A 25,228-nucleotide genomic window follows, 5' to 3' on the forward strand; every position below is an offset into this window, starting at 1 on the left:
ATCACCAATCGCATCCGACACAATTCCAGAGGGGGCTTTATGCGGTTTGCGGCGGCTTTGACGGCGGGCGCAGTGGTGGCAGTCGCAACCCTGTTTCCGGGAATAGCGCTCGCAGCCGAGGCCCACAAGTTGCCGGGCCAAACAATGTCGCTGTGGTGGGCGCTGCCCTTTGCCGGCCTGCTTCTGTCGATCGCCACCGGACCATTGCTCTTCCACCATGTCTGGGAGCATCACTATGGCAAGATCACCTTCTTCTGGGCGGCGCTCGCGGTCGTGCCGCTGGCGGTGGCGTTCGGCATGCCTTCGGCCACAGAGGCGGTATTGCACGCACTGCTCACCGAATACATGTCGTTCATCATTCTTCTGTTTGCGCTGTTCACCATTTCAGGCGGCATCCTCGTCGCCGGCAACATCCATGGCACGCCGCTGGTGAATGCCGGATTGCTGCTGATCGGGGCAATGCTCGCCTCAGTCATCGGCACGACCGGCGCCTCGATGATCCTGATCCGGCCGATCCTGCGCGCCAATGACAACCGGGCGTTCAATGCCCATGTCGTCATCTTCTTCATTTTCCTGGTGTCCAACATCGGAGGGTCGCTGACGCCGCTCGGGGACCCGCCGCTGTTCGTCGGCTTTCTGCGCGGCGTCGATTTCTTCTGGACTACCACCAACCTCTATCAGGAGACACTGTTCGTCGGCGGCCTGGTGCTGGCCGTCTTCCTGGCCATGGACATCATCCTGCATCGCCGCGAGGCCGGCGCGCCGAAGATCAAGGATCCGACACCGGACACGAAGGTGCGCATCCGCGGCCTGCCCAACGTCCCGCTGCTGGCCGGGGTCATCGGCGCGATCCTGCTTTCCGCGACCTGGAAGCCGGGCGTGGCTTTCTCCGTCCACGGCGTGAGCCTTGAATTGCAGAACCTCGTGCGCGACGCCGTCATCCTGGCGCTTGCCTTCCTTTCGCTCGGCGTCTCGCCCAAGAGCCACAGGCAGGCGAACAACTTCCACTGGGAGCCGATCGCCGAAGTGGCTAAACTATTTGCCGGCATCTTCATCTGCATCGTGCCGGTCATCGCCATTCTCAGGGCAGGCCCCGACGGCGCGCTGGCACCGCTGGTCTCGCTTGTCAGCTCGCCGACGGGCGAGCCAAACGACCTCGCTTATTTCTGGATGACCGGAGCGCTGTCATCCTTCCTCGACAATGCGCCGACCTATCTGGTGTTCTTCGAGCTCGCCGGCGGCGATCCACAGCATCTGATGACCACCTTCGCCTCCACGCTGGCGGCGATCTCGGCCGGCGCGGTGTTCATGGGCGCCAACACCTATATCGGCAATGCGCCGAACTTCATGGTCTACGCGATTGCCAGACATCGCGGCGTCAAGATGCCGGGCTTCTTCGGCTACATGGCATGGTCGGGCGCGGTGCTGATCCCGATATTCCTGATCGCGGGTTTTCTGTTCTTTGGCTGATCAACCCACGCCGACATAGCGGCGGACCGCCGACGGATCGGCGCGGAGCTCCTCGACATCGACGGTCTCGCGGTTGCGACCGTTCTCAATGAACGAGACCCGGTCGGCGACGGATAGCACGGCATCGACCCGCTGCTCGACCAGGATCGTCGAGACGCCAAGATTGCGCAGCTTCGACACCGTCTCACGGATCCTGGCGATCATCGACGGCATCAGCCCTTCGGTCGGCTCGTCGAGTAGAAGCACCTGCGGTTCGAGACACAGGGCCCGCGCCATAGCCAGCATCTGCTGCTCGCCGCCCGACAGCGTGCCGGAGCGCTGTCTGAGCCGCTGGCGCAGCAGCGGAAAAAGGTCGAGCACGTTTTCGCGCGTCGTCTTGCCCTTGCCGCGGACCATCAGGCCGATCTCGATGTTTTCAGCCACCGTCATCTCGGCGAACAGCCGCCGGCCCTGCGGCACATAGGCGACGCCGGCCTTCGGCACGTCATGCGCCAGCAGGCCAGTCAACTCCTTGCCGTCGAGCCTGATCGAGCCGGCGCGTGAGGGAACGAGGCCCATGATCGCCTTCAGCGTGGTCGTCTTGCCGGCGCCGTTGCGGCCAAACAGGCAAAGCACCTCGCCCTTGTTCAACACGAGGTCGAGGCCGTAGAGCACCTGGACCTCGCCGTAGAAGCAGTCGAGCCCGGAGATGGTCAGTGCTTCAGACCGTGTTTCAGTCATGGGGCGGTCCCCAGGTAGGCGTCCTGCACTTCGGCATTGGCACGGACCTGCTCGGGCGTGCCTTCGGCCAGGATCTTGCCGGCGTTGAAGACGGTGATGCGGTCGGCAAGCTGCATGACCACCGGCATGTTGTGTTCGATCAGAAGCACAGTCGCGCTTGTGGCGATCTCGCGCACCAGCCCGATGAAATTGTCGATCTCGCTGTCGGCCAGCCCCTGCGTCGGCTCGTCAAGAATCAGCAGGCGCGGTTTTAGCGCCAGCCCCATCGCCACTTCGAGCAGGCGCTGATGGCCATAGGACAATTGCCCGGCCGGCATGTGCGCGCGGTCGGCAAGGCCGGTGCGCTCCAACGCCGCCATGACGCCGGCATGCACGGCACCTTTCGAGCGGCCACCGGTCAGCGTGCGCTGCACTGGCAGTGCGACGTTGTCGTAAGCGGTGAGGTTGGCAAAGACGCTGGTGATCTGGAAGGTGTAGGCAATGCCAAGGCGGACCCTGGCGTAGGCCGGCAGGCTGGTGATGTCGGCGCCGTCGAAGACGATCATGCCCGAGGACGGCTGGATGCGGCCGCTGACCAGGCTGACGAAGGTGGTCTTGCCGGCGCCATTGGGGCCGATGACGGCGCGAATCTCGCCCGGCATGAGGGCGAATTCGACACCGTCGACGGCGCGCAGGCCGCCGAAATTGCGGGACAGGCCCTTGGTCGTCAGCAGCGGCATCATGGCAGCCATCCAAGCCAGCGCTGGCGGACGGTGCCGAGAATGCCCCTGGGGAAGAACAGCACCAGCAGGATGAGGGCGATGCCGACGATCAGCAGATAGGCCGAGGTGTAGCCGCTGGTGATGTCGACGACATAGTACATGAACAGGGTGCCGATCAGCGGACCGAGCGTGGTCGCAGCACCGCCGAGCAGCACCCAGAGCAGCGGTAGGATGGAATATTGCACCGAGGCGAAGGTCGAGCCGACATAACCGAACAGCAGCGCGTAGGCGGCGCCCGAAGCCGCGCAGATCGTGCCGGAGACTACGACCGCGGCGAGCTTGTTGGAAAACGTGTCGTAGCCGAGCATCTTGGTCCGCTCCTCGTTTTCGCGAATGGCGACCAGCACACGGCCATACCTGGAGCGGACGATAACGAGCGCCACCAGCAGCACGATCGAGAACAGGGCGAGCGCGCTCATGTAGCGCACGGTCGGGTCGGTGAGGCCGAGCGACGTGTCGCCCAAAACAAGCACACGCGCCGACTGCGGCACGACCAGGCCCTGATCGCCGCCGGTCCAGGCCGCGAAATAGAGGATTATGAGATAAAATACCTGCGCGAACATCATGGTGACGATCATGAAGGCAACGCCGGAAGTACGCAGCGCCAGCACCCCGATCACCAGCGCGAGAAGCGCGCCGCATGCAAGGCCGGCGGCGAAGGCGGCCGGCACGCTCCAGCCGAGATGGATGACGGCAAGGCCTGCGCCATAGAGTCCAGCCGAAAAGAACATGGCATGGCCGAGGCTGAGCAGCCCGACATAGCCGAACAGCATGTTGTAGCCGATGGCGAAAACCGCCAGCACCATGATGCGGGCGAGCAGCCCGTGGTGATATTCCGGCAGGACGAAGCTTAGGGCGAAAAACAGCGCGATGACGCCCACATGCAACGCATAGGCTTTTACCGGTGAAGCCTCCTTCATCGCGATGCCGTCCCGAACAGGCCTTGCGGCCGGAACACCAGCACCATGGCAACTAGTAGCGTGGCGATGATCTTGGCCAGAGTCGGCGAGAAAAACACCGAGATGATGCCGTCCGACAAGCCGATGAGCACGGCAGCGACGACGGTGCCGCGCAGCGAGCCGAGCCCGCCGATGATGACGACGATGAAGGACAGCAGCAGCGGGTCCTGTCCCATCAGATAGTGCGCCTGGCTGATCGGCACGATCAGCACGGCGGCCACCGCCGCCAGCATGGCGCCGAGCGCGAAGACGCCGGCATAGACGCGGTCGACCGGAATGCCGAAGGCCTGCGCCGTCTCGCGGTCATATTGCGTGGCGCGCATGACGAGGCCGATTTTCGTACGCGTCAGCACGAACCACGTCGCGACCAGCAGAAGCGCCGATGCGGCGATGATCGACAGCTTGTAGCCGGAGTAGCCGAACCACGGCAAAAGGATGCGATAGCTGAAGGGCGGCTCCACGGGCCGTGCCTCCGGACCGTAGAAGGTCAGCGCCAGTTGCTGGATGATGTAGAGCATGCCGATGGTGGCGACGATGGTGGCCTCCGGATTGTAATTCAGCCGGCGCAGCACCAGCCGTTCGGAGACGAGCGCGATCAGACCGACGATCAGCGGCCCCAGCACGAGGGCGGCCAGGAAGCCGACCGCCGGATGGCCTGATATCGCCGTGGAGATCGCCCAGGCAAGCACCGCGCCGAGCATGAAGAACTCGCCATGGGCGACATTGACGACGCGCATGACGCCGAACACCAGCGACAGGCCAAGCGCCGTCAGCGCCAGCACGGCGGAGGTGACGAGGCCTTCGAGGGCGGCGAGGAGGAGGTGGGGTCCGAAGGCCATTATGCGCTGGCAGGTGCGAGAAGCACCCTCCTCTGTGGGGAGATGTCCGGCAGGACAGAGGGGGGTGGCTCGAAGCGCACTACGGCTAAAACAGCTAAGCTCACAGCGCCTGGGTCGTGTAATCCCCTTCCGGCTCATAGAGGCCGTCCTCGATCTTGGTCTTGTGGACGACGTTCAGCCGGCCGCCTTCGACCTTGGAGATGTTCTGGATGCCAAAACACTGATGGATCTTGCCGTTGAAGGTCTTCGGCCCTTGCGGATGCTCGGGGCCCTCGGCGAACTCGGTCAAGGCCTCGGTCGCTTCGACCAGCTTGGCGCGGTCTTCCGGACCCTTGTAGCCGGCATCCTCCATCGCCTTCTTGACGACATAGAGCGTTTCCCAGCAGCCGAACATGTGCGCGGCGGTGGAGACATCCTTCGGATCGCCGACGGCAGCGCCATTGTCGTCGATGCCCACGGCGGCGCGATAGGCCTTCTGCGCGGCGGAATCATTGGGCTGCGCGTAGCGCGGCGAGCCTTCCCAGAAATGGCTGCCGTCGAGGAATTCGAGGCCGGGGCTGTTGATGTCGGTGGCTTCGAGCGAATCGATGAAGCCGAACAGCTGCGGCCGGTTGGAGCCATAGAACTCGCCGAGTTCCTTGACGAAGGTGAGCACCGCCGGACCGACCATAACGTGGTAGATCACCTCGGTCTCGGCTGGGATCTGCGGGAAGTATTTGGTGAAGGACGATTCCGTCGGCGGGATGGCGATCTGGGCAATGACTTCGGCGCCTTGCGCCTTCAGCGCCGGCGGAAGATAGTCGCGATGGTCGTAGCCGAAGGCGAAATCTGGGAATATCTGCGTCACCTTTTTGCCGGCATTCGCCGCGATCCAGGGCGCCATCGCCTGGATCTGGCTCTTCACGTCGGTGATGCCGGGCTGGAAGACGTAGCGGTTGAGCTTGGTCGAGGCGACGTGGTGGCCTTCGCTGACGACGAAATAGGGCATCTTGGCCTCGCCGGCTGCCGGCGCCGAGCCGATGACGACATGCGAAAACAGCGTGCCGTAGACGATGTCGGTCTTGTGCTGGCTGGCGAATTTGCCGACCACTTCGGCGCCGCGGCCGGGATCGGTGCCGTCATCCTCGATGATCACCTCGACCGGCCGGCCGTTGATGCCGCCGGCTTCGTTGATCGCCTCGACCGCGGCGGCGGTGGTCCTCTCGTACCAGCGACCATAGGCGGCGCCGATGCCGGTGCGGTGGGACTGGAAGCCGATCTTTATCGGCGCCGAGCTCTGCGCCTGGCTATAACGCACGAACCCAGGCGCGACGGCAAGGCCGGCGCCTGCGGTCAACCCCTTTAGCGCCGTGCGGCGGGTGAGACCGGTTTTGGAGAGATCTAAAAACCCATTCTTGTCAGTCACGGCAGTTCCCCTTGTTTTTGAGTTTTGACCAATGGCTGTAGTGAAGCGGGCCACTCTGGTAAGAGCGCCGAAATTGCATGTGTACAAACTAAATCATCAAAGCCCTGGTGTGGCAAGCGGGCTTTCCCCAACGTTCAATCGACGCCATCGAGCCGGGCTTTTGTCTCATCCGACTGAAGGCGTGGCAAGTAACCACAGGCCGAAGACCGTATAGGCGATCATCAGCACGGTGAGCGGAAACTGGCTGAGCGCGGCGCGAGCGGGAACCGGGTGCAATCGCCAGGCGAGGCCATGGGCAACGAGCACGGCGAGCATGTGGCCGGCGATGATGACGCCGGCCTGGAGATTCCACAGCCACCATGCCGAGCCGGCGCCAGCCGCCACGCCGGCTTCGATCTGCATGCCGGCGGTGCCGAGCAGGTTCCAGCCCAGCGCAAACGGGTCGGAAAGAGCGGCGATGGCGTATTGGCCATCGACCAGCAGCGCCGTCAGGTAATGCGCGACATGGTAGGCGAGCGCGATCGGCACGATCGACCAGACCAGCAGCCCTGCGGCCTGACTGAGGGAATGCGGGCTGCCGGCAAGACGCTGGCCAAGGACAATGGCAAGGATGAACGCGGCTGCAAGCAAGACGAACGTCAGCACGAGCCCGAAGGTGCCGATGCCGATCACCGCCGTGCGGCCCGGAAACTCCAGCGGATTGAGGCCGAACAGGCCGAGCCAAAAGAAGGTTTTCGACAGGCCATCGAAGGAGACCGACGACAGCGCAAGCAGCAGGAAAGCAATGCCGCTGAGCGACAGCGGCGCGGCATCGCTGAGCGTGGCGCCCGGCCAGCACAGACTGAGCCGACCGCCTTCACTGCGCTCGACTTCATTGCGCTCAAGGAGGGCGAATCGTGCAATCATGGCGAAGAAGACGGCCAGGAACTCGCCTCGCCGGCTCCAGTCGCGGTAGCCGAACACCAGCATGGCGGCAAAACTCAGCAGCCAATAGAAACCGGCGGCCCAGGCGAGCCGCGCCGGATCGTCGGGCGCCGGGTCGATCAGCTCGAACCAGGCGAAGGCGAAGAACAGCACGACGGCCGGCCAGCAGCCAAGCCACGGAGGCGGGCGCCATGTCTGCCGCTTGCCGAACAGGCGGGAAATGACACGGCAAGGCCCGTACCATGGGTTAAGCCATGACCAGAGATTGCCGAGCAGCCCCTGCAGCAAAACCAGCCCAACCCAGAGCAGCGTCCAGATGGCCAGCGGCAGCGGGTTGGAAAGCGGATCGCGGCTGCCGAACAAGCCGGCCGCAATAAGAATTGCAAAGCCGGCAAAGGATATCAGGCTGACGATTGCCCTTGCGCCGTTGCCGAATGCGAAAAGCGGCAGGCGCCGCCGCCAGAAGCGGGCGGGAAAGTCTGACGGCAGCAGCGCGAGGACGAGAAAGCTGGCGGCAACGGCAAGCGCGCCGCCGGCGACGTAGTAGCCCGTCGGCAGAAGCAGGACGTGGCCGCGATCGGAGGCATGGGCAAAGGCGGGGGTGGGCGCGAGGAGGATCAATGAAGCCGCAAAGGGTATTGCTATTGCCAACCGGCAGCGCACTACGGCGAAGGAACTCATGCTATCCAAGAGTTCCCTCGCCCCTCACACCTTGACCAGCTGCTCCACGCGGTCTTTCTCGCCAAATATACGCAAATAGCGTTCGATCTCTTTCTCGTCGCCGGTGGCCTTGGCTGGATTATCGGACAGCTTGACCGCCGGGCGGCCATTGGCCTCGGTGACCTTGCAGACCAGCGAGATGGCGTCGAGCCGGTTGGTGTTGGTCGGCGCGCAACCTTCGAAATCATTGGTCAGGTTGGTGCCCCAGCCGAAGGACATGCGCACCTTGCCGCGGAAGTGGCGGTAGGTTTCCTCGATGGTCTCGACCTCGAGCCCGTCGGAGAAGATGAGCAGCTTTTGCCTGGGGTCCTTGCCCTTTTCACGCCACCAGGAAAGGATCTTCTCGCCGCCCTCGATCGGCGGCGCGCTGTCGGGCCGAAAGCCGGTCCAGTCGGCGACCCAGTCCGGCGCATCGCGCAGAAACGAAGCGGTGCCGAAAGCATCGGGCAGCACGATCAGCAGATTGCCGCCATAGTAGCGCTGCCAGTCCTGCAGCACCTTGTAGGGCGACTGCTTCAACTCCTTTTCGGAATTGGCGAGGGCGGCGAGCACCATCGGCAATTCATGCGCATTGGTGCCGAGCGCCTCGAGGTCGTTATCCATGGCCAAAAGCACGTTGGAGGTGCCGGTGAAAGCCTCGCCGATGCCTTCCTTCAGCGCTTCGACGCACCAGCGCTGCCACAGGAAGGAATGGCGGCGGCGCGTGCCGAAGTCCGAAATGCGGATATCCGGCAGCGCTTTCAGCCGCTCCGTCTTGGCCCACATTTTGGCCTTGGCGCGGGCATAGAGCACGTCGAGCGCGAACGGACCGAGCGCCCGCATGGCGGCGCGCGAGCGCAATTCGTTGATGATGGCGAGCGCCGGGATCTCCCACAGCGTCGTGTACATCCACGGACCGCTGAAAGTGAGCTCGTACTGGCCATCGCGCTTGGAAAGCACGTATTCCGGCAGCTGGAAATTTTCAAGCCAGGCGAGGAATTCCGGTTCGAAGATCTGCTTGCGGCCATAGAAGGTATTGCCGCCGAGCCAGATCATCTCTTTCTTGGAGAAGCGCAAGGTGCGGGCATGGTCGAGCTGATCGCGCAGTTCCGCCTCGTCGATCTCATCGGCAAGGCGAACCGAAGTGGTGCGGTTGATCAGCGAGAAGGTGGTGTCGATCTCGGGATACATGCCCCAGATCATCTGCAGCATCAGCAGCTTGTAGAAATCGGTGTCGAGCAGGCTGCGGACGATCGGGTCGAGCTTCCAGGTGTGGTTGTAGACGCGCCGCGCTATATCGGTCTTGGTCATGTCTCGATGCCGCCTTCACTGCTCGCTCCTAGACCGGTGCAGTTTCTGGATAGAAACGCTGAACCGCTCTAAATTTGTTTTCACGCAATTCCGAACGGAAAACCGCTGCGCACTTTTCCTGGAATTGCTTTAGCGAAATGCCTCTTAGCATTGAATTTTTGAAAGCGCCTCCCGCTTTGCGGGCTGGCCCGACAAAAAGAAAAGCCGGCGGCAAGCATACGGCTTCGGCAATCGCGGCCTCAGGAAGCGGTCTTGGGGCCGACCACCCGCAGCGCCGGGCGCTTCCGGCGGATGCCGATGCGGCCCGCCACCGGCGCATCGGCGCGGCCGTCGGCCTGTTCTTTCTCGGCAAACAGCCAGTCGATGAACAGCTGCACGATCGGTGCCGACCTCATCTCGTTGCGACAGACGACGTAGAAATCGTCGACCGCCGGCACCGACAGGCTGAACGGCGCGACAAGCAGTCCCCGGGCGAGCAGCCCGCTTGCCGTCACAGTATCGCCAAGCGCCACGCCGTGACCATGAACGGCCGCCTCACTCGCCATGCGCGCGTCGCCGAGATGGTGCCGGCGGCCGCGCTCCAGATCGAGCGCATCGGCGGCGGCCAGCCAGGTGTGCCACTCGCGGCCGTCGTCGCCATGCAGGAAGACGTGGTCGGCGAGATCGCGCACGGTGCGGATCGGACGGTTGTTGATCAGCGTCGGGCTGACCACCGGGAACAGTTCGAGACCCGACCATTTGCGCATCCAGCAATCGGTCCAGCTGCCGTCGCCATAGTGCACGCAGACGTCGATATGTGGCGCGCGGACGTCCTTGGCGTCATTGGACGGGATCAGCGTCAGCCTGATGTCCGGATATTGCGAAGTGAAGCTGCCGAGCCGCGGGATCATCCACAGCAACAGCAGCGCCGGCACGCAGGATACCGAGAGGGCGCCGGTGCTCGCCGGCCTTGTCATGCGCTGCGTGGCGGCGGCGATGCCGTCGAAGGCGGTCGACACCGCCGGCAGCAATTCGGCCCCGTGCGGCGTCAGCTTCACCCGCTGACCGGCGCGCTCGAACAGCTTGACGCCAAGCGACTGTTCGAGCGCCTTGATCTGATGACTGATGGCGCCGTGGGTGACGTTGAGCTCAGCCGCCGCCTTGGTCAGCGAGGCATGGCGCGCCGTTGCCTCGAAGGCGCGCAGCGGATTCAGGGGAGGCAGACGCTTGGCCATCGGAGCCTCAAAGGAGCACGATCCCGAAAAGTGGAACCCGGTCTCCGGATACGACCGTGCTCAACATTAATGTGAGATTTTCTCACAGCAAAGACCCTAACAATATCAATTGATTTTTCAAAGCAGCTGCAAGACACTTTGGGTCGAACAGCATCAAGATGTGAAATCCGCAGGCAGCCGGCAGGACGGCGACCGTCATTTGATGGCCGCTCCGCACCAGCCATGGAGGACCGACATGGGTTATGATCGCGGCAAGCTCGAAGCGTTGCGCCGCAAATATGGCGAAAGCCATGGCGGCGAGATGTTCGACCCCAAATTCCGGCGCGTCGCCGACAAGATCTTCTCCAAGAGCGGCACGCGGCTGGCGCCCTATTCCGGCATCCCGACCTTCCTCGCCGCGCCTTACCGGGAAATTGCCGCCGACAATCCTGATTTCGGCGATCTGCAGGTGGCGATGATCGGCGTGCCGATGGACCTTGGCGTGACCAACCGGCCGGGCGCCCGCTTCGGGCCAAGGGCGCTGCGCGCCATCGAGCGCATCGGTCCCTACAACCACGTGCTGGAATGCGCGCCGACACACGAGCTGAAGGTGGCCGACATCGGCGACGTGCCATTCCAGAGCCGCTACCGGCTGGAAACCAGCCATGACGACATCGAGCGTCGCACGAACCAGATCGTCGATGCCGGCGTCATCCCGCTATCGGTCGGCGGCGATCATTCGATCAGCCATCCGATCCTGAAGGCCGTCGGCAAAAAAGCGCCGGTCGGCATGATCCATATCGACGCCCACTGCGACACCAGCGGCTTGTTCGACATGACCAAGTTCCACCATGGCGGGCCGTTCCGCAACGCGGTGCTGGACGGGGTGCTGGATCCGTCACGGACCATCCAGATCGGCATCCGCGGCTCGGCCGAGTATCTGTGGGAGTTCACCTACGAATCCGGCATGACCGTCGTGCATGCCGAAGAGGTGACCGGCCTCGGCATGCCCGCCATCATCGCGAAGGCGCGCCAGATCGTCGGCGATGGCCCGACCTATGTGTCCTTCGACATCGACAGCATCGACCCGGCATTCGCGCCCGGCACCGGCACGCCGGAAGTCGGCGGGCTGACGACGCGGGAGGTGCTTGAACTGCTGCGCGGCCTGAAGGGCCTCAACATCGTCGGCGGCGACGTCGTCGAGGTGGCGCCGCAATATGACGCGACCACCAACACGGCCCATGCCGGCGCGCAGGTGCTGTTCGAGATCCTCAGCCTGATGGTCTTCAGCCCGGCGATCTCAGGCAAGGGGGCCTGACGCATTCAGACCACGATCCCGACGGCGGACACCGGTTTGTTGCTCCGCAGACCTACAGATCATGGTCCAATCAGAAGTTCCAAGGCGAGCGCCGCGCTGGAGCCGGCGGCCGCTTTCAAAACGAACAAGCTTCCAGCAGGGGAACGACAATGGCACTTCATATGAAGCTCAAATCATCCATCGCCGGCGTGCTGATGCTCGCCGGCTTTGGTCTTGCCACCCAGGCCGCCAATGCCGACGCGGTCGACGACATCACCAAGGCCGGCGCCATCAATGTCGGCATTTTCTCGGACTTCCCGCCCTTCTCCTCGGCCAGCGCCGATATGAGCATCAAGGGGTATGACATCGACGTGGCGCAGTTCATCGCTGACCAGCTCAAGGTCAAGCTCAATTTGGTCAGCGTGACCGGCCAGAACCGCATTCCGTATCTTACCGACAAGCGCGTCGATATCCTGATGAGCGTCGGCTACTCCAAGGAGCGTGAGCAGGTGATCGATTTCGCCGCCGCCTACGCGCCCTACTATATCGCCGTGATCGGCCCCGCCGCGCTCAAGGTCGAAGGCAAGGACGACCTCGCCGACAAGTCGATCGCCGTCAACCGCGGCACGCTGGAAGATACGTCGCTGACCGAGGCAGCACCCGCCTCGGCCGACATCCGCCGTTTCGACAACTATAATTCCGTCATCCAGGCCTTCATCTCGGGCCAGACCCAGCTGATGGTCGTCGGCAACGATGTCGGCGCCCAGGTGCTCGCCCGCCAGGAGGCACTGAAGCCGGAGCAGAAGTTCCAGCTTCTCACCTCGCCGTCGCATATCGGCCTCAACAAGAACGAGGATCGCCTGAAGCAGGCGGTCAACGACGCGGTCGCCAAGATGCTGGCCGACGGCAAGCTGGACGAAAGCTCGAAAGCCTGGCTCAAAACACCGCTCAATCCCGACAACCTCAAGGATTGACCTCCAGAGCGGCTCCGGCTCTCCTGGAACCGGCACCGCTCTACCGTTTGTCTTGCCGCATTTAGCCCCAAAATGCTCAAGGGTCAGGACCTATCCTCATGGGCTATAACCTGGACTTCGGCTGGCTTGCCGGTGCCGCGGGCGCGATCACGCGCGGTGCAGGCACGACGATCCTGCTGATCGTCATCACCACCCTCGCCGGGACGCTGCTTAGCATCCTCGGCGCGGCTGGGCGGCGAAACGGCCCCGTGCTGCTCAAGCGGGCCATCGCCGTCTATGTCGAGGTGATGCGCAACACGCCGTTCCTGGTGCAGCTGTTCTTCATCTTCTTCGGGCTGCCCAGCATCGGCATAAGGCTGGATCCGCTGCTGGCCGCCATGCTGGCAATGACGCTCAACATGGCGGCCTACACGATCGAGATCGTCGGCGCCGGGCTCGACGCGGTGCCGCGCGGGCAGACGGAAGCAGCACTGGCGCTTGGGCTCAGGCCACGTCAGGTGTTCGTCAAGATCGTGCTGCCGCAGGCGCTCAAGGTGATCTATCCGGCGCTGACCAGCCAGATCATCATCATGATGCTGGAGTCCGCCGTGGTGTCGCAGATCGCGGTGCGCGAACTGACCTACGAGGCCGACATGCTGCAGGCGCGCACCTTCCGCGCATTCGAGACGTATTTCGTGGTGACGATCGTCTATCTCCTTCTGTCGATGGGGCTGCGCCGGCTGCTGGTCAGCGGCGGCCGCCGCGCTCTGGGAGCCGGCGTGTCATGATCGAATTCACCTTCTGGGATATTGTCCGAAACCTTGTGCTCGCCGCGCGCTGGACGGTGCTTCTGTCGCTGGCGGCTTTCGTCGGCGGCGGCGTGGTCGGGATGCTCGTGCTGTTCTTCCGGATCGCCAAGAATAAATGGGCGCAGCGGCTTGCATCGGGATACATCGCGCTTTTTCAGGGAACGCCGCTGCTCATGCAGCTCTTCCTGATGTTCTTCGGCCTGCCGATGCTGGGCTTGCGCATCGAACCGTGGACCGCCGCAGCGCTTGGCCTCACCTTTTTCGCCAGCGCCTATCTCGCCGAGATCTGGCGCGGCGGCGTCGATGCGCTGCCGCGCGGCCAGTGGGATGCCGGCGCCAGTCTCGGCTTCCACTATCTGCAGGAACTCCGGCTGATCATCCTGCCGCAGGCGTTCTCGATCACCCGTGCGCCGACTGTCGGTTTCCTGGTGCAGCTGATCAAGTCGACCGCGCTGACCTCGATCATCGGTTTCGAGGAACTGGTCAGGACATCCAACGCGATCAACAATGCGACCTTCGAACCCTTCACCGTCTATGGGCTGGTGGCGCTGATTTTCTTCGTCATGTGTTTTCCGCTGACGCAATATGCACGCAGGCTTGAACGCGCCGCGGCCCGCTGAGCCGCACCGGTCGACCGTCGGGATTCTGCTTCAATGCCCAAAGGAGAGCGGCGGCGCGATCCTGTCGCGCCGCAGCCAGCGGGCCAGAAGCAGCGCCGCCACCACCGCCAACCCCAACGACAGGCCGATCCAGATGCCGACGCCGTCGAGCCCGGAATAGAAGGCCAGCAGCACGCCGAGCGGCAGGCCGATACCCCAATAGCCGATCGCTGCATAGATCATCGGCACCTTGGTGTCGTGCAGGCCGCGCAACATGCCGGCGGCAACCGCCTGCGCGCCGTCGAAAATCTGGAACAGCGCGGCAAAGGCCAGGAACGACACGGCAAGCCCGATCACCCTGGCATTGGCCGGTTCACCAAGATCGATGAAGGCGCTGATCAGCAGTTGCGGCCACAGGATCATCACCAGCCCCATCAGCGCCATGAACGAGACGCCGATGACAAAGGCGGTCCAGCCGGCGCGGGAAACCCCTTCCGGATTGCCGGCGCCATGGGCGAGCCCGACACGCACCGTCGCCGCCTGGTTGAGGCCGAGCGGCACCATGAAGCTGATCGAGGCGATCTGGATGGCGATGGCATGCGCTGCAAGCGAGGCAGCGTCGATCAGCCCCATGAGAAGGGCTGCCGCGTTGAAGATCGTCACCTCGAAGGCGAGCAGGCCGGCGATCGGCAGGCCGAGCCGCAGCAGGCCCTTGAAGCGCGGCCAGTCGGCCCGCCAGAAGCGCCCGAACAGCTGGTAGCGGCGAAACTTCGGCTCAAGCATCACCACCGCCGCCATGCCGACGAACATCAGCGTGCTGGACAGCGTGGTGGCGAGGCCGGAGCCGGCGATGCCCATCGAAGGAGCGCCGAGATTGCCGAACATGAACACCCAGTTGAAGAAGACATTGCACGCGACGGCAACGAAGACGATGACCAGCGCCCAACCCGGCCGCTCCAGCGCTGAGATAAACGAGCGCAGGACGATATAGCCGTAGAAGGGCAGCACCGCCCATTCGAGCCAGCGCAGATAGATGCCGGCCTGATGTGCCAGCGCCGGTTCCTGACCCATGGCCAGCAACACGGCCTCGCCGTACCAGAGAAATATCCAGATCGGGATTGAGATGAGGATCGCCAGCCACAGGCCCTGCCGCACGGTGCGGCGCAGATCGCGCACGGAATGGCGACGGCGGCCGAGTTCCGTGGCGATCATCGGCGAGGTCGCCAGCATCAGGCCGAGCCCGAAGATCAGCGGCATGAAATAGAGGTTGGCGCCGAGCGCACCGCTGGCCAGCGTGTCCGGACCCAGCCGCCCCATCATCATGACGTCGGTGGCGGTCATCGCGGTCTGGCCGAGATTGGTGAGCACCATCGGCCAGGCGAGCGCCAGCGTCGCCCTGATTTCCTGACGCCAAAGATTTTCCGGCGCGCGAGCGCCGGCTTCGATCGCAGACATTTTTCGCCTATCCGATTGCGGCGCGTCGGCAAAAAGGCCGGAAGCCGCGTCTCAGCGCGGAAAAGAGCCGTGATCGGCCCGGATTCCGCATTAACAGCCCGGCTTGTCTACGAAATGGGCAGCTATGGCAAGAGGCTGACTCAGAGGAAGAGTTGAGCCAGCGCGTACGGTCTCATTCCCGCTTGTTTGGAGAGAGCGCAGAAGCCGCTATGGTTGCGTCGCTGACTGACCTGAAGAGCAGGCATGATATCAGATTCCATCGAAAGGCATGCGGATGAGCGCGTTTCCCGAAATCTATCTGGTTCGGCATGGCGAGACGGAATGGAGCGCCTCCGGAAAGCACACCGGCCTGACCGACATACCGCTGACGCCTGCCGGCGAGGAGGCCGCCGGGCGGGTCGCTGAGCGGTTGCAGGGCCTTTCGTTCCAGGCTGTCTGGTCGAGCCCGTCGCAGCGCGCTTTCAAGACTTGTACGCTGGCCGGCTTCGGTTCGGCCGGCGTGAAGAAGGCCGATCTGGCGGAATGGGATTACGGCGCTTACGAGGGGCTGACCACAAAGCAGATCCTCATCGAACGCCCCGGCTGGCGTCTGTTTCGCGACGGCTGCCCTGATGGCGAGGCGGCAGAGGACGTCGGCGCAAGGGCGGATCGGATCATCGACGAGCTGCGTGGCGTCAACGGCAATGTCCTGGTGTTTTCAAGCTCTCATTTCCTGCGGGTGCTGGCTACGCGCTGGCTCGGCCTGCCGCCGCAAAATGGAGCTCTGTTCGTGCTGGATACCGCCAGCACAAGCGTACTCGGCTATGAGCACGACATTAGCGAACCAATTATCCGGAGCTGGAACCAGAGATAGCAGACGCTTTAAAGGCTTGTTCGCGTCTATCTGATTGCGTCCAGCGCCTGCCTCTGCCGGTGCATCTCCAAAAACACACGATAGTCGCGGTCGAACCGGCCGGCGGCCGCCGAGTTGGGCTCTCGCGTCTTGCCGCCTTGCTGCATGGCGACGCAGGCGGCGTTCAAATCGGGAAAAAGGCCGGCGGCGGTGGCGGCGATCATGCCGGTGCCGAGCAGCACCGCCTCGTCGGCCAGCGGCTCGACGACCGTGCAGCCGGTGGCGTCGGCATAAAGCTCCATCAGCAGCGGGTTCTTGGTGTGGCCGCCGGTGACATGCAGCGTGTCGATCAGATAGCCGTTCTCGTTCAGGGCTTCCAGCACATGGCGCACGCCTAGCGCAATGCTTACGGCGGTACGCCAATAGAGCTTGCACAAGCTGTCGAAGGAGGAATCCAGCGTCAGCCCGCTGATGACGCCGACGGCATGCGGGTCGGCGAGCGGCGAGCGGTTGCCGTGGAAATCCGGAAGCACATACAGCCTTCCGGCAAGGTTCTCGCCCTCGACGGTGCGCAGTTCGGCAACGCGCCGAGCGATCCTGGCGTGCATGGCGGCATCCGGCTCACCGCCGGCGCCGTGCCAGCGGATGATGTGATCGAGCAGCGCGCCGGTGGCCGACTGGCCGCCTTCCGACAGCCAAAGGCTCGGCAGTGCTGCGCCATAATACGGGCCCCAGACGCCGGCAAAGGGTTGCGGGTCGGGCGACATCGCCATGACGCAGCTCGAGGTGCCGGCGATCAGCGCCAGATGCCGGCCGATGTTGGTTTCATCGCCGGCAAAGCCGCCGAGCACGCCGAGCGCGCCGGCGTAGGCGTCGATGACGCCGGCGCCGACCCGGCATTTTTCGGTCAGGCCAAGCTCAGCCGCAGCTTCCGCACTCAGCCGGCCGAGATCGGCGCCCACCGGGCTGGCCTTGTCAGGCAGATTGCCATGCTCGAAGAGATCGCCGAGCCCGACCGCTTCGAAGAAGTCGTGCCGCCAGCCGGTCTCTTCATGCGCCAGATAGGTCCATTTGGCGGTCAGCGTACATTGCGAGCGGGCGAGCGAACCGGTCGCCTTCCAACTGAGAAAGTCGGCTAGGTCGAATAGATAGCCGGCTTCGTTCCATGTTTCGGGCAGGTTGCGCTTCAGCCACATCAGCTTCGGCGTCTCCATTTCGGGCGACATGACGCCGCCGATATAGTCGAGCACGGCATGGCGGCTTTCGGTGCATTCATCGGCCTCGGCAATGGCGCGGTGATCGAGCCAGACGATGGTGTCCCAGCGCCCGTCGCCCGACACCGAGACGCTGAGCTGGCCACCATCCTTGCCCCGCACCACCAGCGAGCAGGTCGCGTCGAAGGAGATGCCGAGAATGTCCTCCGCTGCCACGCCGGCTTTTTCGCGGGCGACGCGCACGGCAATGCAGACCGCCGACCAGATATCCTGCGAATCGTGCTCGGCGTGATCGGCCTTCGGCCGGTTCATGACGATCGGGTGCTCGGCGCGGCCGAGCAAGGTGCCTCCGGTGTCGAGAATGCCCGCACGGGCGCTCCCGGTGCCGACATCGACCGCGCAAACGAAACTTTTCGTCAAGGTGTTCTTGCTCTCGCTCCCAGGCCTGCAATCAGATCGGGCAATTGCAGCATGTCAGCGAATATAAAGTCCGGTTCACTCGACGCAAGCCGCGCTTTCAGTGCCGGGTTGCCGGCGTGCGAGCCGCCGGTGAAGGCAAGGACGCGCATGCCCGCCGCCCGTGCCGCCCTCACGCCGGCGGGGCTGTCCTCGACGACGAGACAATTTTGCGGGATCGCTCCCATGTTGGTGGCTGCATGGAGAAAAAGGTCCGGCGCCGGCTTGCCCCGCGCCACCATGGCGGCGCTGAACAGATGCGGCTCGAGCAGCCCGAGCAGCCCGGTGACGTCGAGCGCATAGCGGATGCGGTCCAGCGTGCCGGAGGAAGCAACGCAGCATGGCATGGCGAGCCTCGGCAGAACCTGCCCGATCCCGGGAATCGGTTTCAGCTCCTCGCGAAATTTGCGCATCAGCTCGACGCGCATCTCGCTCAGGTGCTGGTCGGTGATATCAAGTCCGAAGTCGCGGCCGAGGATTTCGCGGACGTTTTTCATGCTCTTGCCGAGGAAATGCTCATAGGCGGCGTCCTCGCTGACACTGCCGCCGGCGAGCGTGATCATGCTAAGCAGCGCCGAAACGGACAGCCCCTCGCTATCAACCAGCACGCCGTCGCAGTCGAAAATGACCAGTTCAGGCGCCATTCAGAGATTGCCGGCGAGGTAACGCGTCAGTGTCGCACGCGCACCGTCGGCCCAGAGCGCCTTGAGCGCATTGGCAAAGGCATCGACAAACGGCGCCGAGCGGCCAACATCGCCATAGATGTCTTCCATGGCCAGCCAGGCGCCAGGCGCATCCTTTGCCGCCCTGGCTGTCGTCTGCAGCCGGTCCCAGCTCGGATCATTGGGTTGGATGACGACGCCGCTATCTGTGGTGCCGAAGCAGTAGCGGCACCACAGCGCCGATTCCAGCGCCAGGCCGGCGACGCCCTTGCCGGCCTTCAACCGGTCGGCGATGGTCGGGATGATGAATTTCGGCTGCCGGTTGGAGCCGTCGAGGCAGAGCCTGCGGATGGTGTCGCCGATCTTCGGATTGGAGAAGCGGTGCTCAATGAGTTGATAATAGTCTTCCAGCACGGTGTCCGGCACCGGCGGCACGGTCGGGATGATCTCGTCGTGCTCCAGCCTGTCGAGAAAGCCGCGCACCAGCGGCTCCTGCATTGCCTCGTGGACGAAATGGATGTCCATCAGCCCGGCCGGATAGGCGATGGTCGCATGACCGCCATTGAGGATGCGGATCTTCATCAACTCGTAGGGCGCGACATCACTGACGAACTGTACGCCGACCTTTTCCAGCGGCGGGCGGCCGTTGGTGAAACGATCCTCGAGCACCCATTGCCTGAACGGTTCGCAGAATACCGGCCAGTTGTCGTCGAGCCCGAATTCGCTCGAGAGAATGCCACGCTCGCGGTCAGTGGTGGCCGGCGTGATGCGGTCGACCATGCCGTTGGGAAAGGCAACGTTATCGCTCACCCAGGTCGCCAGGTTCTCGTCAATCAGCCGGGCGAGGCCGATGACGCCATCAGCGGTGACATGGCCGTTGTGAGGGATGTTGTCGCAGGACATGATTGTGAAGGGCACGATGCCGTCGTCGCGGCGGCGCATCAGCCCGGCAAGAATGATGCCGAAGACAGTTTTCGGCGTTGCTTCCGGCTGCGCATCGGCGACGATGTCGGGATGGGTCGGGTTGAACACGCCCGACGCCGGGTCGATGAAGTAGCCACCCTCGGTGATGGTCAGTGAAACGATCCTTATCGCCGGATCGGCAAGCCGTTCTATGATCGCGGCCGCGGCGCCCGGCATCAGGAAGTCGATCATGACACCGGTGACGCGGACGCTCATGTGGCCAGCATCCTGCTCAACCACGGTGGTCAGCCAGTCCTGTTCCTGCAACTTGCCGCGGCCGACCTTTTCGCCCTCGAAGACGCCGGCGCCGACAATTGCCCAGTCGTGGCCGAGGCCCGCATTGAACAGGTCGTCGAGATAGACGGCCTGATGCGAGCGATGGAAGTTGCCGACCCCGAAATGGACGATACCGGCCTTGAGCGCCGCGCGATCATATTTCGGGCCGGCGACCTCAGGCGGAAGCTTGGCGAGGATGGAAGAAGAGAGTTTCACGGTCATCTGCTTTACCCTTTAGCGGGACGGCTCTTCCCCCCGGTGGAGGAAACGGGGAGAAGAGCGCCTTCGCCCCCTCAACTCATCCACTGGCCGCCATCGACATTGTAGGTCTGGGCAACGATGTATTCGGCCTCGTCGCTGGCCAGGAACACCGCCATGCCGGTGAGGTCTTGCGCAGTGCCCATGCGGCCATAGGGCACGGCTTCGCCGACCAGCCTCTTCTTCTCGCCCTTCGGCCGGTTCTCGTATTTGGCGAACAGGGCATCGACATGGTCCCAGTGCTCGCCGTCGACGACGCCCGGCGCGATGGCGTTGACGTTGATGCGGTGCTTGATCAGGTCGAGTCCCGCCGACTGAGTGAGCGAGATAACGGCGGCCTTGGTAGCGCAATAGACGGCAACCAGCGCCTCGCCGCGGCGCCCGGCCTGGCTCGCCATGTTGATGATCTTGCCGCCCTGGCCAGCCGCGATCATCGAGCGGGCGCCGGCCTGCAGCATGAACAGCGTGCCGGCGACATTGACGGAAAACAATCTGTCGTAGCTCGCCTTGCTGATCTCGACGATCGGCGCCAGGTCGAACAGAGCTGCGTTGTTGATCAGAATGTCCAGCCCGCCGGCCCTTGTCTCGACCGCCTTGACCGCCGCCTCGATCGAAGCGAGGTCGGTGACGTCCAGTTTCACGGCGTAAGCGTTGCCGCCGATCTCCGAAGCGGTCTTTTCGGCGGCTTCGAGATTGATGTCGCCGATGGCGACCGTGGCGCCCTCGCGAACATAGGCTTCGGCGAACGCCCTGCCGATGCCGCGCGCCGATCCGGTGATCAGCGCCGATTTACCCTCGAGCCTCATTGCATCATCGCCTTTCCGTCGGCGCCGAAGCGGTGCAGCTTGGTCTTGTCCGCCGTCAGATAGATCGTGTCGCCGTGATGGGCGGCCAGTTCGCCGTCGGCGCGCACCGTCAGCGGCCCGACACCGTCGGCCTGCACGTGCAAAAACGTGTCGGAGCCGAGATGCTCGGCGACGCCGACCGTGGCTTTCCATTCGCCTGAAGTCTTCGAGATGTTCATATGCTCGGGACGGATGCCGACGGTCTTGGCGCCATGTTTGGCCGCCGGCGCGCCTTCGATCAGGTTCATCTTGGGCGAACCGATGAAGCCGGCGACGAACAGGTTCTTCGGCGTCTTGTAGAGCTCCATCGGCGAGCCGACCTGTTCGATGTTGCCGGCATTGAGCACGACGATCTTGTCGGCCATGGTCATCGCCTCGACCTGGTCGTGGGTGACGTAGATCATCGTCGTCTTGAGCTGATGATGCAGCTCGCTGATCTCCAGCCGCATGGTGCCGCGCAGTGCTGCGTCGAGGTTGGACAAAGGTTCGTCGAACAGGAAAGCCGATGGCTGCCGTACGATGGCGCGGCCGATGGCGACGCGCTGGCGCTGACCGCCGGAGAGCTGGCCGGGGCGGCGATCGAGATAGTTGGTGAGGTTCAGGATGCGCGCCGCGTCCTTCACCTTCCGATCGATGGTCGCCTGGTCCTCTCCCGCCATCTTCAGCGGGAAGGCGATGTTCTTGGCCACCGTCATGTGCGGGTAGAGCGCATAGGACTGGAACACCATGGCCAGCTTGCGCTTGGCCGGCGCCTCGCCGGTGACGTCGCGGCCGTCGATGTTGATGGTGCCGGCGGTGGTATCCTCCAACCCGGCGATCAGTCGCAGCAGCGTGGACTTGCCGCAGCCTGACGGGCCGACGAAGACGACGAACTCGCCGTTCTCGATGACCAGGTCGATGCCCGGAATGATGATCGTCGACCCGAACGACTTGGAGACGTGCTTGAGCGTGATGTTTCCCATGGTTTCCTCCCCGAGGGGTTATTTTTCGCCAGATGCTTCGAGCAACGTCGCTACTTCACGGCACCAAATGTCAGGCCGCGCACCAGCTGCTTCTGGCTGAACCAGCCCATGATCAGGATCGGCGCGATCGCCAGCGTCGAGGCCGCCGACAGCTTGGCCCAGAACAACCCTTGAGGGCTTGAGAAGGAACTGATGAAGGCGGTGAGCGGGGCGGCCTCGGTGGTGGTCAGCCGGATCGTCCAGAACGCCTCGTTCCATGCCAGGATGATGTTGAGCAGCATTGTCGAGGCGATGCCCGGCACAGCCATCGGCGTCAGCACATAGACGATCTCGTTCCAGAGCGATGCGCCATCCATGCGCGCCGCTTCCAGGATCTCGCCCGGGATTTCGCGGAAGTAAGTGTAGAGCATCCACACCACGATCGGCAGGTTGATCAGCATCAGCATGATCATCAGACCGATGCGGCTGTCGAGCAATCCGGTATCGCGGAAGATCAGGTAGATCGGGAACAGCACGGCAACGGCCGGCATCATTTTGGTGGAAAGCATCCACATCAGGATGTCCTTGGTCCACTTGCCCGGCGAGAACGCCATCGACCAGGCCGCCGGTATAGCGACGAGCAAAGCCAGGATAGTCGAGCCGACCGACAGGAACACGGAGTTGAGGAAGAACTTGAAGTAGCCGCTCTGCGCCTCGACCGCGGTATAGCTCTCCGTGGTTCCCGACGGAAACAGGTTGAAGCCCTGGATGGCCTCCTGCTCCGACTTGAACGAGGTGATGATCGTATAGAGGATCGGGAAGAAGATCAGCAGGGCGACGATCCAGGCGGCCGCGGTCGCAATCGTCTTGTGTTGGGTGCTGACTGCACGTGCCATCGTTTCCTCCCTTATTTGTCCAGGTTCTTGCCGACCGCGCGCATGGCGAAGAAGGCGACGATGTTGGCGAGAATGACCGCGAGGATGCCGCCGGCGGATGCCTGGCCGATTTTGAACTCCAGCAACGCCTTCTGGTAGACGAGGAAGGGCAGGTTGGTGGAGGCGTAGCCCGGGCCGCCATTGGTGGTGACGAGGATCTCGGCATAGACCGACAGAAGGAAGATCGTCTGGATCAGGATGACGACGGTGATGGCGCGCGACATATGCGGCAGCGTCAAATAGATGAAGCGGCTGATGAAGCCGGCCCCGTCCATCTCGGCGGCTTCCTTCTGCTCGCCGTCGAGCGACTGCAGGGACGTCAAGAGGATCAATGTCGCAAACGGCAGCCACTGCCAGGCGACGATGATGATGATCGCTAGCATGGGATACTGCCCAAACCAGTCGATCGGCTGCCCGCCGAAGAAGCGCGCAATGTCGGCAAAGACGCCGTATTGCGGATGCATGATCATGTTCTTCCAGACCAGTGCGGCCACGGGCGGCATGACGAAGAACGGCGAGATGACGAGGATGCGGACGATGCCCTGTCCCCACATCGGCTGATCGATCAGCAGCGCCAGCAGGATGCCGCCGATCACCGTGATCAAAAGCACGCTGGCCACGAGAATTAGCGTGTTGAGGATCGACTGCAGGAATGCCGGATTGGAATAGAAAAGGGCGTAGTTCGAGAAGCCGACGAACCCGTCGCGGATCGGATTGAGCGGGTTGTACTGCTGGAAGGAGAACCACAGGGTGAATGCCAGCGGAACGATCATCCAGACGAACAGCAGCACCACGGATGGCGCCATCATGAAGCGGGCAAGCGAACGGGTCTGCTGAGTAGCCATGACGGTCACCCTTCAAAGGTCAGCCAAATTTTCAGAGTTTGAAGGTGGCCGCCCGAACTGGGATTCGGGCGGCCCCTGCTGCCGGCCATGATGGGCAACCGGCGTTCGGCACCGGGAGGAGCCTACTGGATATAACCGCCCTCGGTCATCGTTGCGGTGGCAGCGTCCTGGGCCTGCTTCAAGGCGTCGTCGACGCTCGTCTGGCCGGCGAGTGCCGCCGAGAACAGCTGGCCGACGGTGGTGCCAAGGCCCTGGAACTCAGGGATGGCGACGAACTGGACACCGACATAGGGCACCGGCTTGACGGTCGGATGCGTCGGATCGGCGGCGTTGATCGAGTCCAGCGTCATCTTGGCGAAGGGCGCCGCCTTCTGGTATTCGGGGTTGGCGTAGAGCGAGGAGCGCGTTCCGGGCGGAACATTGGCCCAGCCTTCCTTCGATGCGACGAGCTCGAGATAGTCCTTGCTGGTTGCCCAGGACACGAACTTCTGAGCCGCGTCAGCCTTCTGCGTGCCGGCGGGAATGGCCAGCGACCAGGCCCACAGCCAGTTGCCGCGCTTGCCCAAGCCATTGTCGGGCGCCAGCGCATAGCCGACCTTATCGGCGACCGTGGAGTTCTTCGGGTCTGAGACGAAGGAGGCAGCGACGGTGGCGTCTATCCACATGCCGCACTTGCCCTGCTGGAACAGCGCCAGGTTTTCGTTGAAGCCGTTCGAAGATGCGCCCTCGGGGCCATTGGCCTTCATCAGGTCGACATAGAACTGCAGCGTGTTCTTCCACTCGGGCTGGTCGAATTGCGGCTTCCAGTTCTCATCGAACCAGCGTGCGCCGAAGGAGTTCGACATGGCGGTCAGGAAGGCCATGTTCTCGCCCCAGCCGGCCTTGCCCCGCAAGCAGACGCCGTTCACGCCGTTGGCGCGATCGGTCATCTTCTCGGCGGCCTGCTTGATGAAGTCCCAGGTCGGCGCGTCGGGCATGGTCAGCCCGGCCTTCGCCATCAGGTCCTTGCGGTACATGACGAAGGAGCTTTCGCCGTAGAACGGTGCCGCATAAAGCTTGCCGTCGACCGACAGGCCGTTGGCGATGGCCGGGATGATGTCCTTGACGTCATAGTCGTCGCCGAGTTTGTCGAGCGGCAGCAGCCAACTCTGCTTGGCCCAGATCGGAACTTCGTAGGTGCCGATGGTCATCACGTCGTACTGGCCGCCCTTGGTGGCGATGTCGGTGGTGACGCGCTCGCGCAGCACGTTCTCCTCGAGCGTGACCCATTGGAGCTGGATATCGGGGTTCTTGGCGGTGAAGTCGTCGGTCAGCGTCTGCATGCGGACCATATCGCCATTGTTGACGGTGGCGATGGTGATGGATTCGGCATGCGCGGCGAACGCAAGGGTGCTGGCCGACAACAGACCCAGGGTGAGCGTGCGAAGTTTCATCAAATTCCTCCCATAGACCAAGCTGAGCATTTGCCTTGGCTGTGAGCAATTACTCATTTTGCATGATTTATGTCAAGCCGGATTCGTTGCTGCAGCGCAGCACGAGCGCTCGTGCGGCATCCGGTTCGAGACGCGTTCGGGGGTATTTGAAGAACAGCGGGATGGCTATCGGCG

The 25,228-nt window shown here is 63.3% G+C and carries 23 protein-coding genes; 6 read left to right on the forward strand and 17 right to left on the reverse strand.

The window, feature by feature from the left end; genetic code table 11:
* The first annotated feature begins 39 nt into the window (after positions 1-39).
* A complete protein-coding gene (locus ACWUKX_RS15955) occupies positions 40-1,470 on the forward strand; it encodes a sodium:proton antiporter (protein WP_456007867.1) in 1,431 nt (476 codons plus the stop codon).
* Here ACWUKX_RS15955 and ACWUKX_RS15960 read toward each other — a convergent pair whose 3' ends face one another.
* The 8 genes from ACWUKX_RS15960 to gcvA all read right to left on the reverse strand — a co-directional run bounded on the left by ACWUKX_RS15960 (position 1,471) and on the right by gcvA (position 10,302).
* Positions 1,471-2,190 carry an ABC transporter ATP-binding protein gene (locus ACWUKX_RS15960; protein ID WP_455848703.1) on the reverse strand — a complete coding sequence of 240 codons (720 nt, stop codon included), beginning with the start codon at positions 2,188-2,190 and terminating at the stop codon, positions 1,471-1,473.
* On the reverse strand, positions 2,187-2,912 hold the full coding sequence (locus ACWUKX_RS15965) for an ABC transporter ATP-binding protein (RefSeq protein ID WP_127209273.1): 726 nt from the start codon (positions 2,910-2,912) through the stop codon (positions 2,187-2,189). The genes ACWUKX_RS15960 and ACWUKX_RS15965 overlap by 4 nt, the downstream gene beginning before the upstream one ends.
* Positions 2,909-3,871: a branched-chain amino acid ABC transporter permease gene (locus ACWUKX_RS15970; RefSeq protein WP_065011635.1), complete on the reverse strand. Its 963-nt coding sequence runs from the start codon at positions 3,869-3,871 to the stop codon at positions 2,909-2,911. The genes ACWUKX_RS15965 and ACWUKX_RS15970 overlap by 4 nt, the downstream gene beginning before the upstream one ends.
* A complete protein-coding gene (locus ACWUKX_RS15975; RefSeq protein ID WP_029347224.1) occupies positions 3,868-4,749 on the reverse strand; it encodes a branched-chain amino acid ABC transporter permease in 882 nt (293 codons plus the stop codon). The genes ACWUKX_RS15970 and ACWUKX_RS15975 overlap by 4 nt, the downstream gene beginning before the upstream one ends.
* A gap of 100 nt (positions 4,750-4,849) precedes the next feature.
* Positions 4,850-6,154 carry an ABC transporter substrate-binding protein gene (locus ACWUKX_RS15980; RefSeq protein WP_456007868.1) on the reverse strand — a complete coding sequence of 435 codons (1,305 nt, stop codon included), beginning with the start codon at positions 6,152-6,154 and terminating at the stop codon, positions 4,850-4,852.
* 165 nt (positions 6,155-6,319) lie between these two features.
* Entirely contained in the window at positions 6,320-7,759 is a 1,440-nt protein-coding gene (locus ACWUKX_RS15985) for a hypothetical protein (protein ID WP_456007869.1), read from the reverse strand.
* A 24-nt stretch (positions 7,760-7,783) separates the two neighbouring features.
* A complete protein-coding gene (gene pncB, locus ACWUKX_RS15990; protein ID WP_287337273.1) occupies positions 7,784-9,088 on the reverse strand; it encodes a nicotinate phosphoribosyltransferase in 1,305 nt (434 codons plus the stop codon).
* A 239-nt stretch (positions 9,089-9,327) separates the two neighbouring features.
* A complete protein-coding gene (gene gcvA / locus ACWUKX_RS15995) occupies positions 9,328-10,302 on the reverse strand; it encodes a transcriptional regulator GcvA (RefSeq protein WP_455838774.1) in 975 nt (324 codons plus the stop codon).
* A 235-nt stretch (positions 10,303-10,537) separates the two neighbouring features.
* On the opposite strand from gcvA, the gene speB reads away from it, so the two are divergent.
* The 4 genes from speB (at position 10,538) to ACWUKX_RS16015 (ending at position 13,960) form a co-directional block, all read left to right on the forward strand.
* Complete coding sequence (gene speB / locus ACWUKX_RS16000; protein WP_065011701.1) at positions 10,538-11,599, forward strand: agmatinase; 1,062 nt, start codon at positions 10,538-10,540, stop codon at positions 11,597-11,599.
* Between the two features lie 149 nt (positions 11,600-11,748).
* Positions 11,749-12,552 carry a transporter substrate-binding domain-containing protein gene (locus ACWUKX_RS16005; RefSeq protein WP_456007870.1) on the forward strand — a complete coding sequence of 268 codons (804 nt, stop codon included), beginning with the start codon at positions 11,749-11,751 and terminating at the stop codon, positions 12,550-12,552.
* A 98-nt stretch (positions 12,553-12,650) separates the two neighbouring features.
* Positions 12,651-13,319, forward strand: coding sequence for an amino acid ABC transporter permease (locus tag ACWUKX_RS16010; protein ID WP_029347214.1), 669 nt, complete (start codon positions 12,651-12,653; stop codon positions 13,317-13,319).
* Positions 13,316-13,960, forward strand: a complete 645-nt coding sequence (locus tag ACWUKX_RS16015) for an amino acid ABC transporter permease (RefSeq protein ID WP_456007871.1) — start codon at positions 13,316-13,318, stop codon at positions 13,958-13,960. The genes ACWUKX_RS16010 and ACWUKX_RS16015 overlap by 4 nt, the downstream gene beginning before the upstream one ends.
* Positions 13,961-13,990: 30 nt before the next feature.
* Here the strand turns inward: ACWUKX_RS16015 and ACWUKX_RS16020 are convergent, their stop codons facing one another.
* On the reverse strand, positions 13,991-15,394 hold the full coding sequence (locus tag ACWUKX_RS16020; RefSeq protein ID WP_095517539.1) for an MATE family efflux transporter: 1,404 nt from the start codon (positions 15,392-15,394) through the stop codon (positions 13,991-13,993).
* A gap of 274 nt (positions 15,395-15,668) precedes the next feature.
* On the opposite strand from ACWUKX_RS16020, the gene ACWUKX_RS16025 reads away from it, so the two are divergent.
* Positions 15,669-16,247 (forward strand): histidine phosphatase family protein, encoded by a 579-nt coding sequence (locus tag ACWUKX_RS16025; protein ID WP_456007872.1) that lies wholly within the window; start codon positions 15,669-15,671, stop codon positions 16,245-16,247.
* A 26-nt stretch (positions 16,248-16,273) separates the two neighbouring features.
* Here the strand turns inward: ACWUKX_RS16025 and ACWUKX_RS16030 are convergent, their stop codons facing one another.
* From ACWUKX_RS16030 to ACWUKX_RS16065, 8 genes are all read right to left on the reverse strand, one after another.
* Positions 16,274-17,860, reverse strand: a complete 1,587-nt coding sequence (locus tag ACWUKX_RS16030; RefSeq protein ID WP_456007873.1) for an FGGY-family carbohydrate kinase — start codon at positions 17,858-17,860, stop codon at positions 16,274-16,276.
* Complete coding sequence (locus ACWUKX_RS16035) at positions 17,857-18,540, reverse strand: HAD family hydrolase (protein ID WP_456007874.1); 684 nt, start codon at positions 18,538-18,540, stop codon at positions 17,857-17,859. The genes ACWUKX_RS16030 and ACWUKX_RS16035 overlap by 4 nt, the downstream gene beginning before the upstream one ends.
* Positions 18,541-20,019, reverse strand: coding sequence for a mannitol dehydrogenase family protein (locus ACWUKX_RS16040; protein ID WP_456007875.1), 1,479 nt, complete (start codon positions 20,017-20,019; stop codon positions 18,541-18,543).
* 71 nt (positions 20,020-20,090) lie between these two features.
* Positions 20,091-20,861 carry an L-iditol 2-dehydrogenase gene (locus ACWUKX_RS16045; protein WP_456007876.1) on the reverse strand — a complete coding sequence of 257 codons (771 nt, stop codon included), beginning with the start codon at positions 20,859-20,861 and terminating at the stop codon, positions 20,091-20,093.
* On the reverse strand, positions 20,858-21,862 hold the full coding sequence (locus ACWUKX_RS16050) for an ABC transporter ATP-binding protein (protein WP_456007877.1): 1,005 nt from the start codon (positions 21,860-21,862) through the stop codon (positions 20,858-20,860). Before ACWUKX_RS16050 ends, ACWUKX_RS16045 begins: the two co-directional genes overlap by 4 nt.
* Before the next feature lie 50 nt (positions 21,863-21,912).
* Positions 21,913-22,737 (reverse strand): carbohydrate ABC transporter permease, encoded by an 825-nt coding sequence (locus ACWUKX_RS16055; protein WP_023801521.1) that lies wholly within the window; start codon positions 22,735-22,737, stop codon positions 21,913-21,915.
* 11 nt (positions 22,738-22,748) lie between these two features.
* Positions 22,749-23,621: a carbohydrate ABC transporter permease gene (locus ACWUKX_RS16060; protein ID WP_127207932.1), complete on the reverse strand. Its 873-nt coding sequence runs from the start codon at positions 23,619-23,621 to the stop codon at positions 22,749-22,751.
* Between the two features lie 122 nt (positions 23,622-23,743).
* The gene (locus ACWUKX_RS16065) at positions 23,744-25,054 is read right to left on the reverse strand and encodes an ABC transporter substrate-binding protein (protein ID WP_456007878.1); all 1,311 of its coding nucleotides are present in this window, start codon (positions 25,052-25,054) and stop codon (positions 23,744-23,746) included.
* Positions 25,055-25,228: the final 174 nt, after the last annotated feature.

Source organism: Mesorhizobium sp. f-mel, from assembly GCF_053850215.1.

Excerpts from the sequence above, each read along its gene's own strand:
- ACWUKX_RS15955 (WP_456007867.1), top strand. The coding sequence starts at position 40 with ATGCGGTTTGCGGCGGCTTTGACGGCGGGCGCAGTGGTGGCAGTCGCA.
- ACWUKX_RS15960 (WP_455848703.1), bottom strand. The coding sequence starts at position 2,190 with ATGACTGAAACACGGTCTGAAGCACTGACCATCTCCGGGCTCGACTGC.
- ACWUKX_RS15965 (WP_127209273.1), bottom strand. The coding sequence starts at position 2,912 with ATGATGCCGCTGCTGACGACCAAGGGCCTGTCCCGCAATTTCGGCGGC.
- ACWUKX_RS15970 (WP_065011635.1), bottom strand. The coding sequence starts at position 3,871 with ATGAAGGAGGCTTCACCGGTAAAAGCCTATGCGTTGCATGTGGGCGTC.
- ACWUKX_RS15975 (WP_029347224.1), bottom strand. The coding sequence starts at position 4,749 with ATGGCCTTCGGACCCCACCTCCTCCTCGCCGCCCTCGAAGGCCTCGTC.
- ACWUKX_RS15985 (WP_456007869.1), bottom strand. The coding sequence starts at position 7,759 with ATGAGTTCCTTCGCCGTAGTGCGCTGCCGGTTGGCAATAGCAATACCC.
- pncB (WP_287337273.1), bottom strand. The coding sequence starts at position 9,088 with ATGACCAAGACCGATATAGCGCGGCGCGTCTACAACCACACCTGGAAG.
- gcvA (WP_455838774.1), bottom strand. The coding sequence starts at position 10,302 with ATGGCCAAGCGTCTGCCTCCCCTGAATCCGCTGCGCGCCTTCGAGGCA.
- speB (WP_065011701.1), top strand. The coding sequence starts at position 10,538 with ATGGGTTATGATCGCGGCAAGCTCGAAGCGTTGCGCCGCAAATATGGC.
- ACWUKX_RS16005 (WP_456007870.1), top strand. The coding sequence starts at position 11,749 with ATGGCACTTCATATGAAGCTCAAATCATCCATCGCCGGCGTGCTGATG.
- ACWUKX_RS16010 (WP_029347214.1), top strand. The coding sequence starts at position 12,651 with ATGGGCTATAACCTGGACTTCGGCTGGCTTGCCGGTGCCGCGGGCGCG.
- ACWUKX_RS16015 (WP_456007871.1), top strand. The coding sequence starts at position 13,316 with ATGATCGAATTCACCTTCTGGGATATTGTCCGAAACCTTGTGCTCGCC.
- ACWUKX_RS16020 (WP_095517539.1), bottom strand. The coding sequence starts at position 15,394 with ATGTCTGCGATCGAAGCCGGCGCTCGCGCGCCGGAAAATCTTTGGCGT.
- ACWUKX_RS16025 (WP_456007872.1), top strand. The coding sequence starts at position 15,669 with ATGAGCGCGTTTCCCGAAATCTATCTGGTTCGGCATGGCGAGACGGAA.
- ACWUKX_RS16035 (WP_456007874.1), bottom strand. The coding sequence starts at position 18,540 with ATGGCGCCTGAACTGGTCATTTTCGACTGCGACGGCGTGCTGGTTGAT.
- ACWUKX_RS16040 (WP_456007875.1), bottom strand. The coding sequence starts at position 20,019 with ATGACCGTGAAACTCTCTTCTTCCATCCTCGCCAAGCTTCCGCCTGAG.
- ACWUKX_RS16045 (WP_456007876.1), bottom strand. The coding sequence starts at position 20,861 with ATGAGGCTCGAGGGTAAATCGGCGCTGATCACCGGATCGGCGCGCGGC.
- ACWUKX_RS16050 (WP_456007877.1), bottom strand. The coding sequence starts at position 21,862 with ATGGGAAACATCACGCTCAAGCACGTCTCCAAGTCGTTCGGGTCGACG.
- ACWUKX_RS16055 (WP_023801521.1), bottom strand. The coding sequence starts at position 22,737 with ATGGCACGTGCAGTCAGCACCCAACACAAGACGATTGCGACCGCGGCC.
- ACWUKX_RS16060 (WP_127207932.1), bottom strand. The coding sequence starts at position 23,621 with ATGGCTACTCAGCAGACCCGTTCGCTTGCCCGCTTCATGATGGCGCCA.
- ACWUKX_RS16065 (WP_456007878.1), bottom strand. The coding sequence starts at position 25,054 with ATGAAACTTCGCACGCTCACCCTGGGTCTGTTGTCGGCCAGCACCCTT.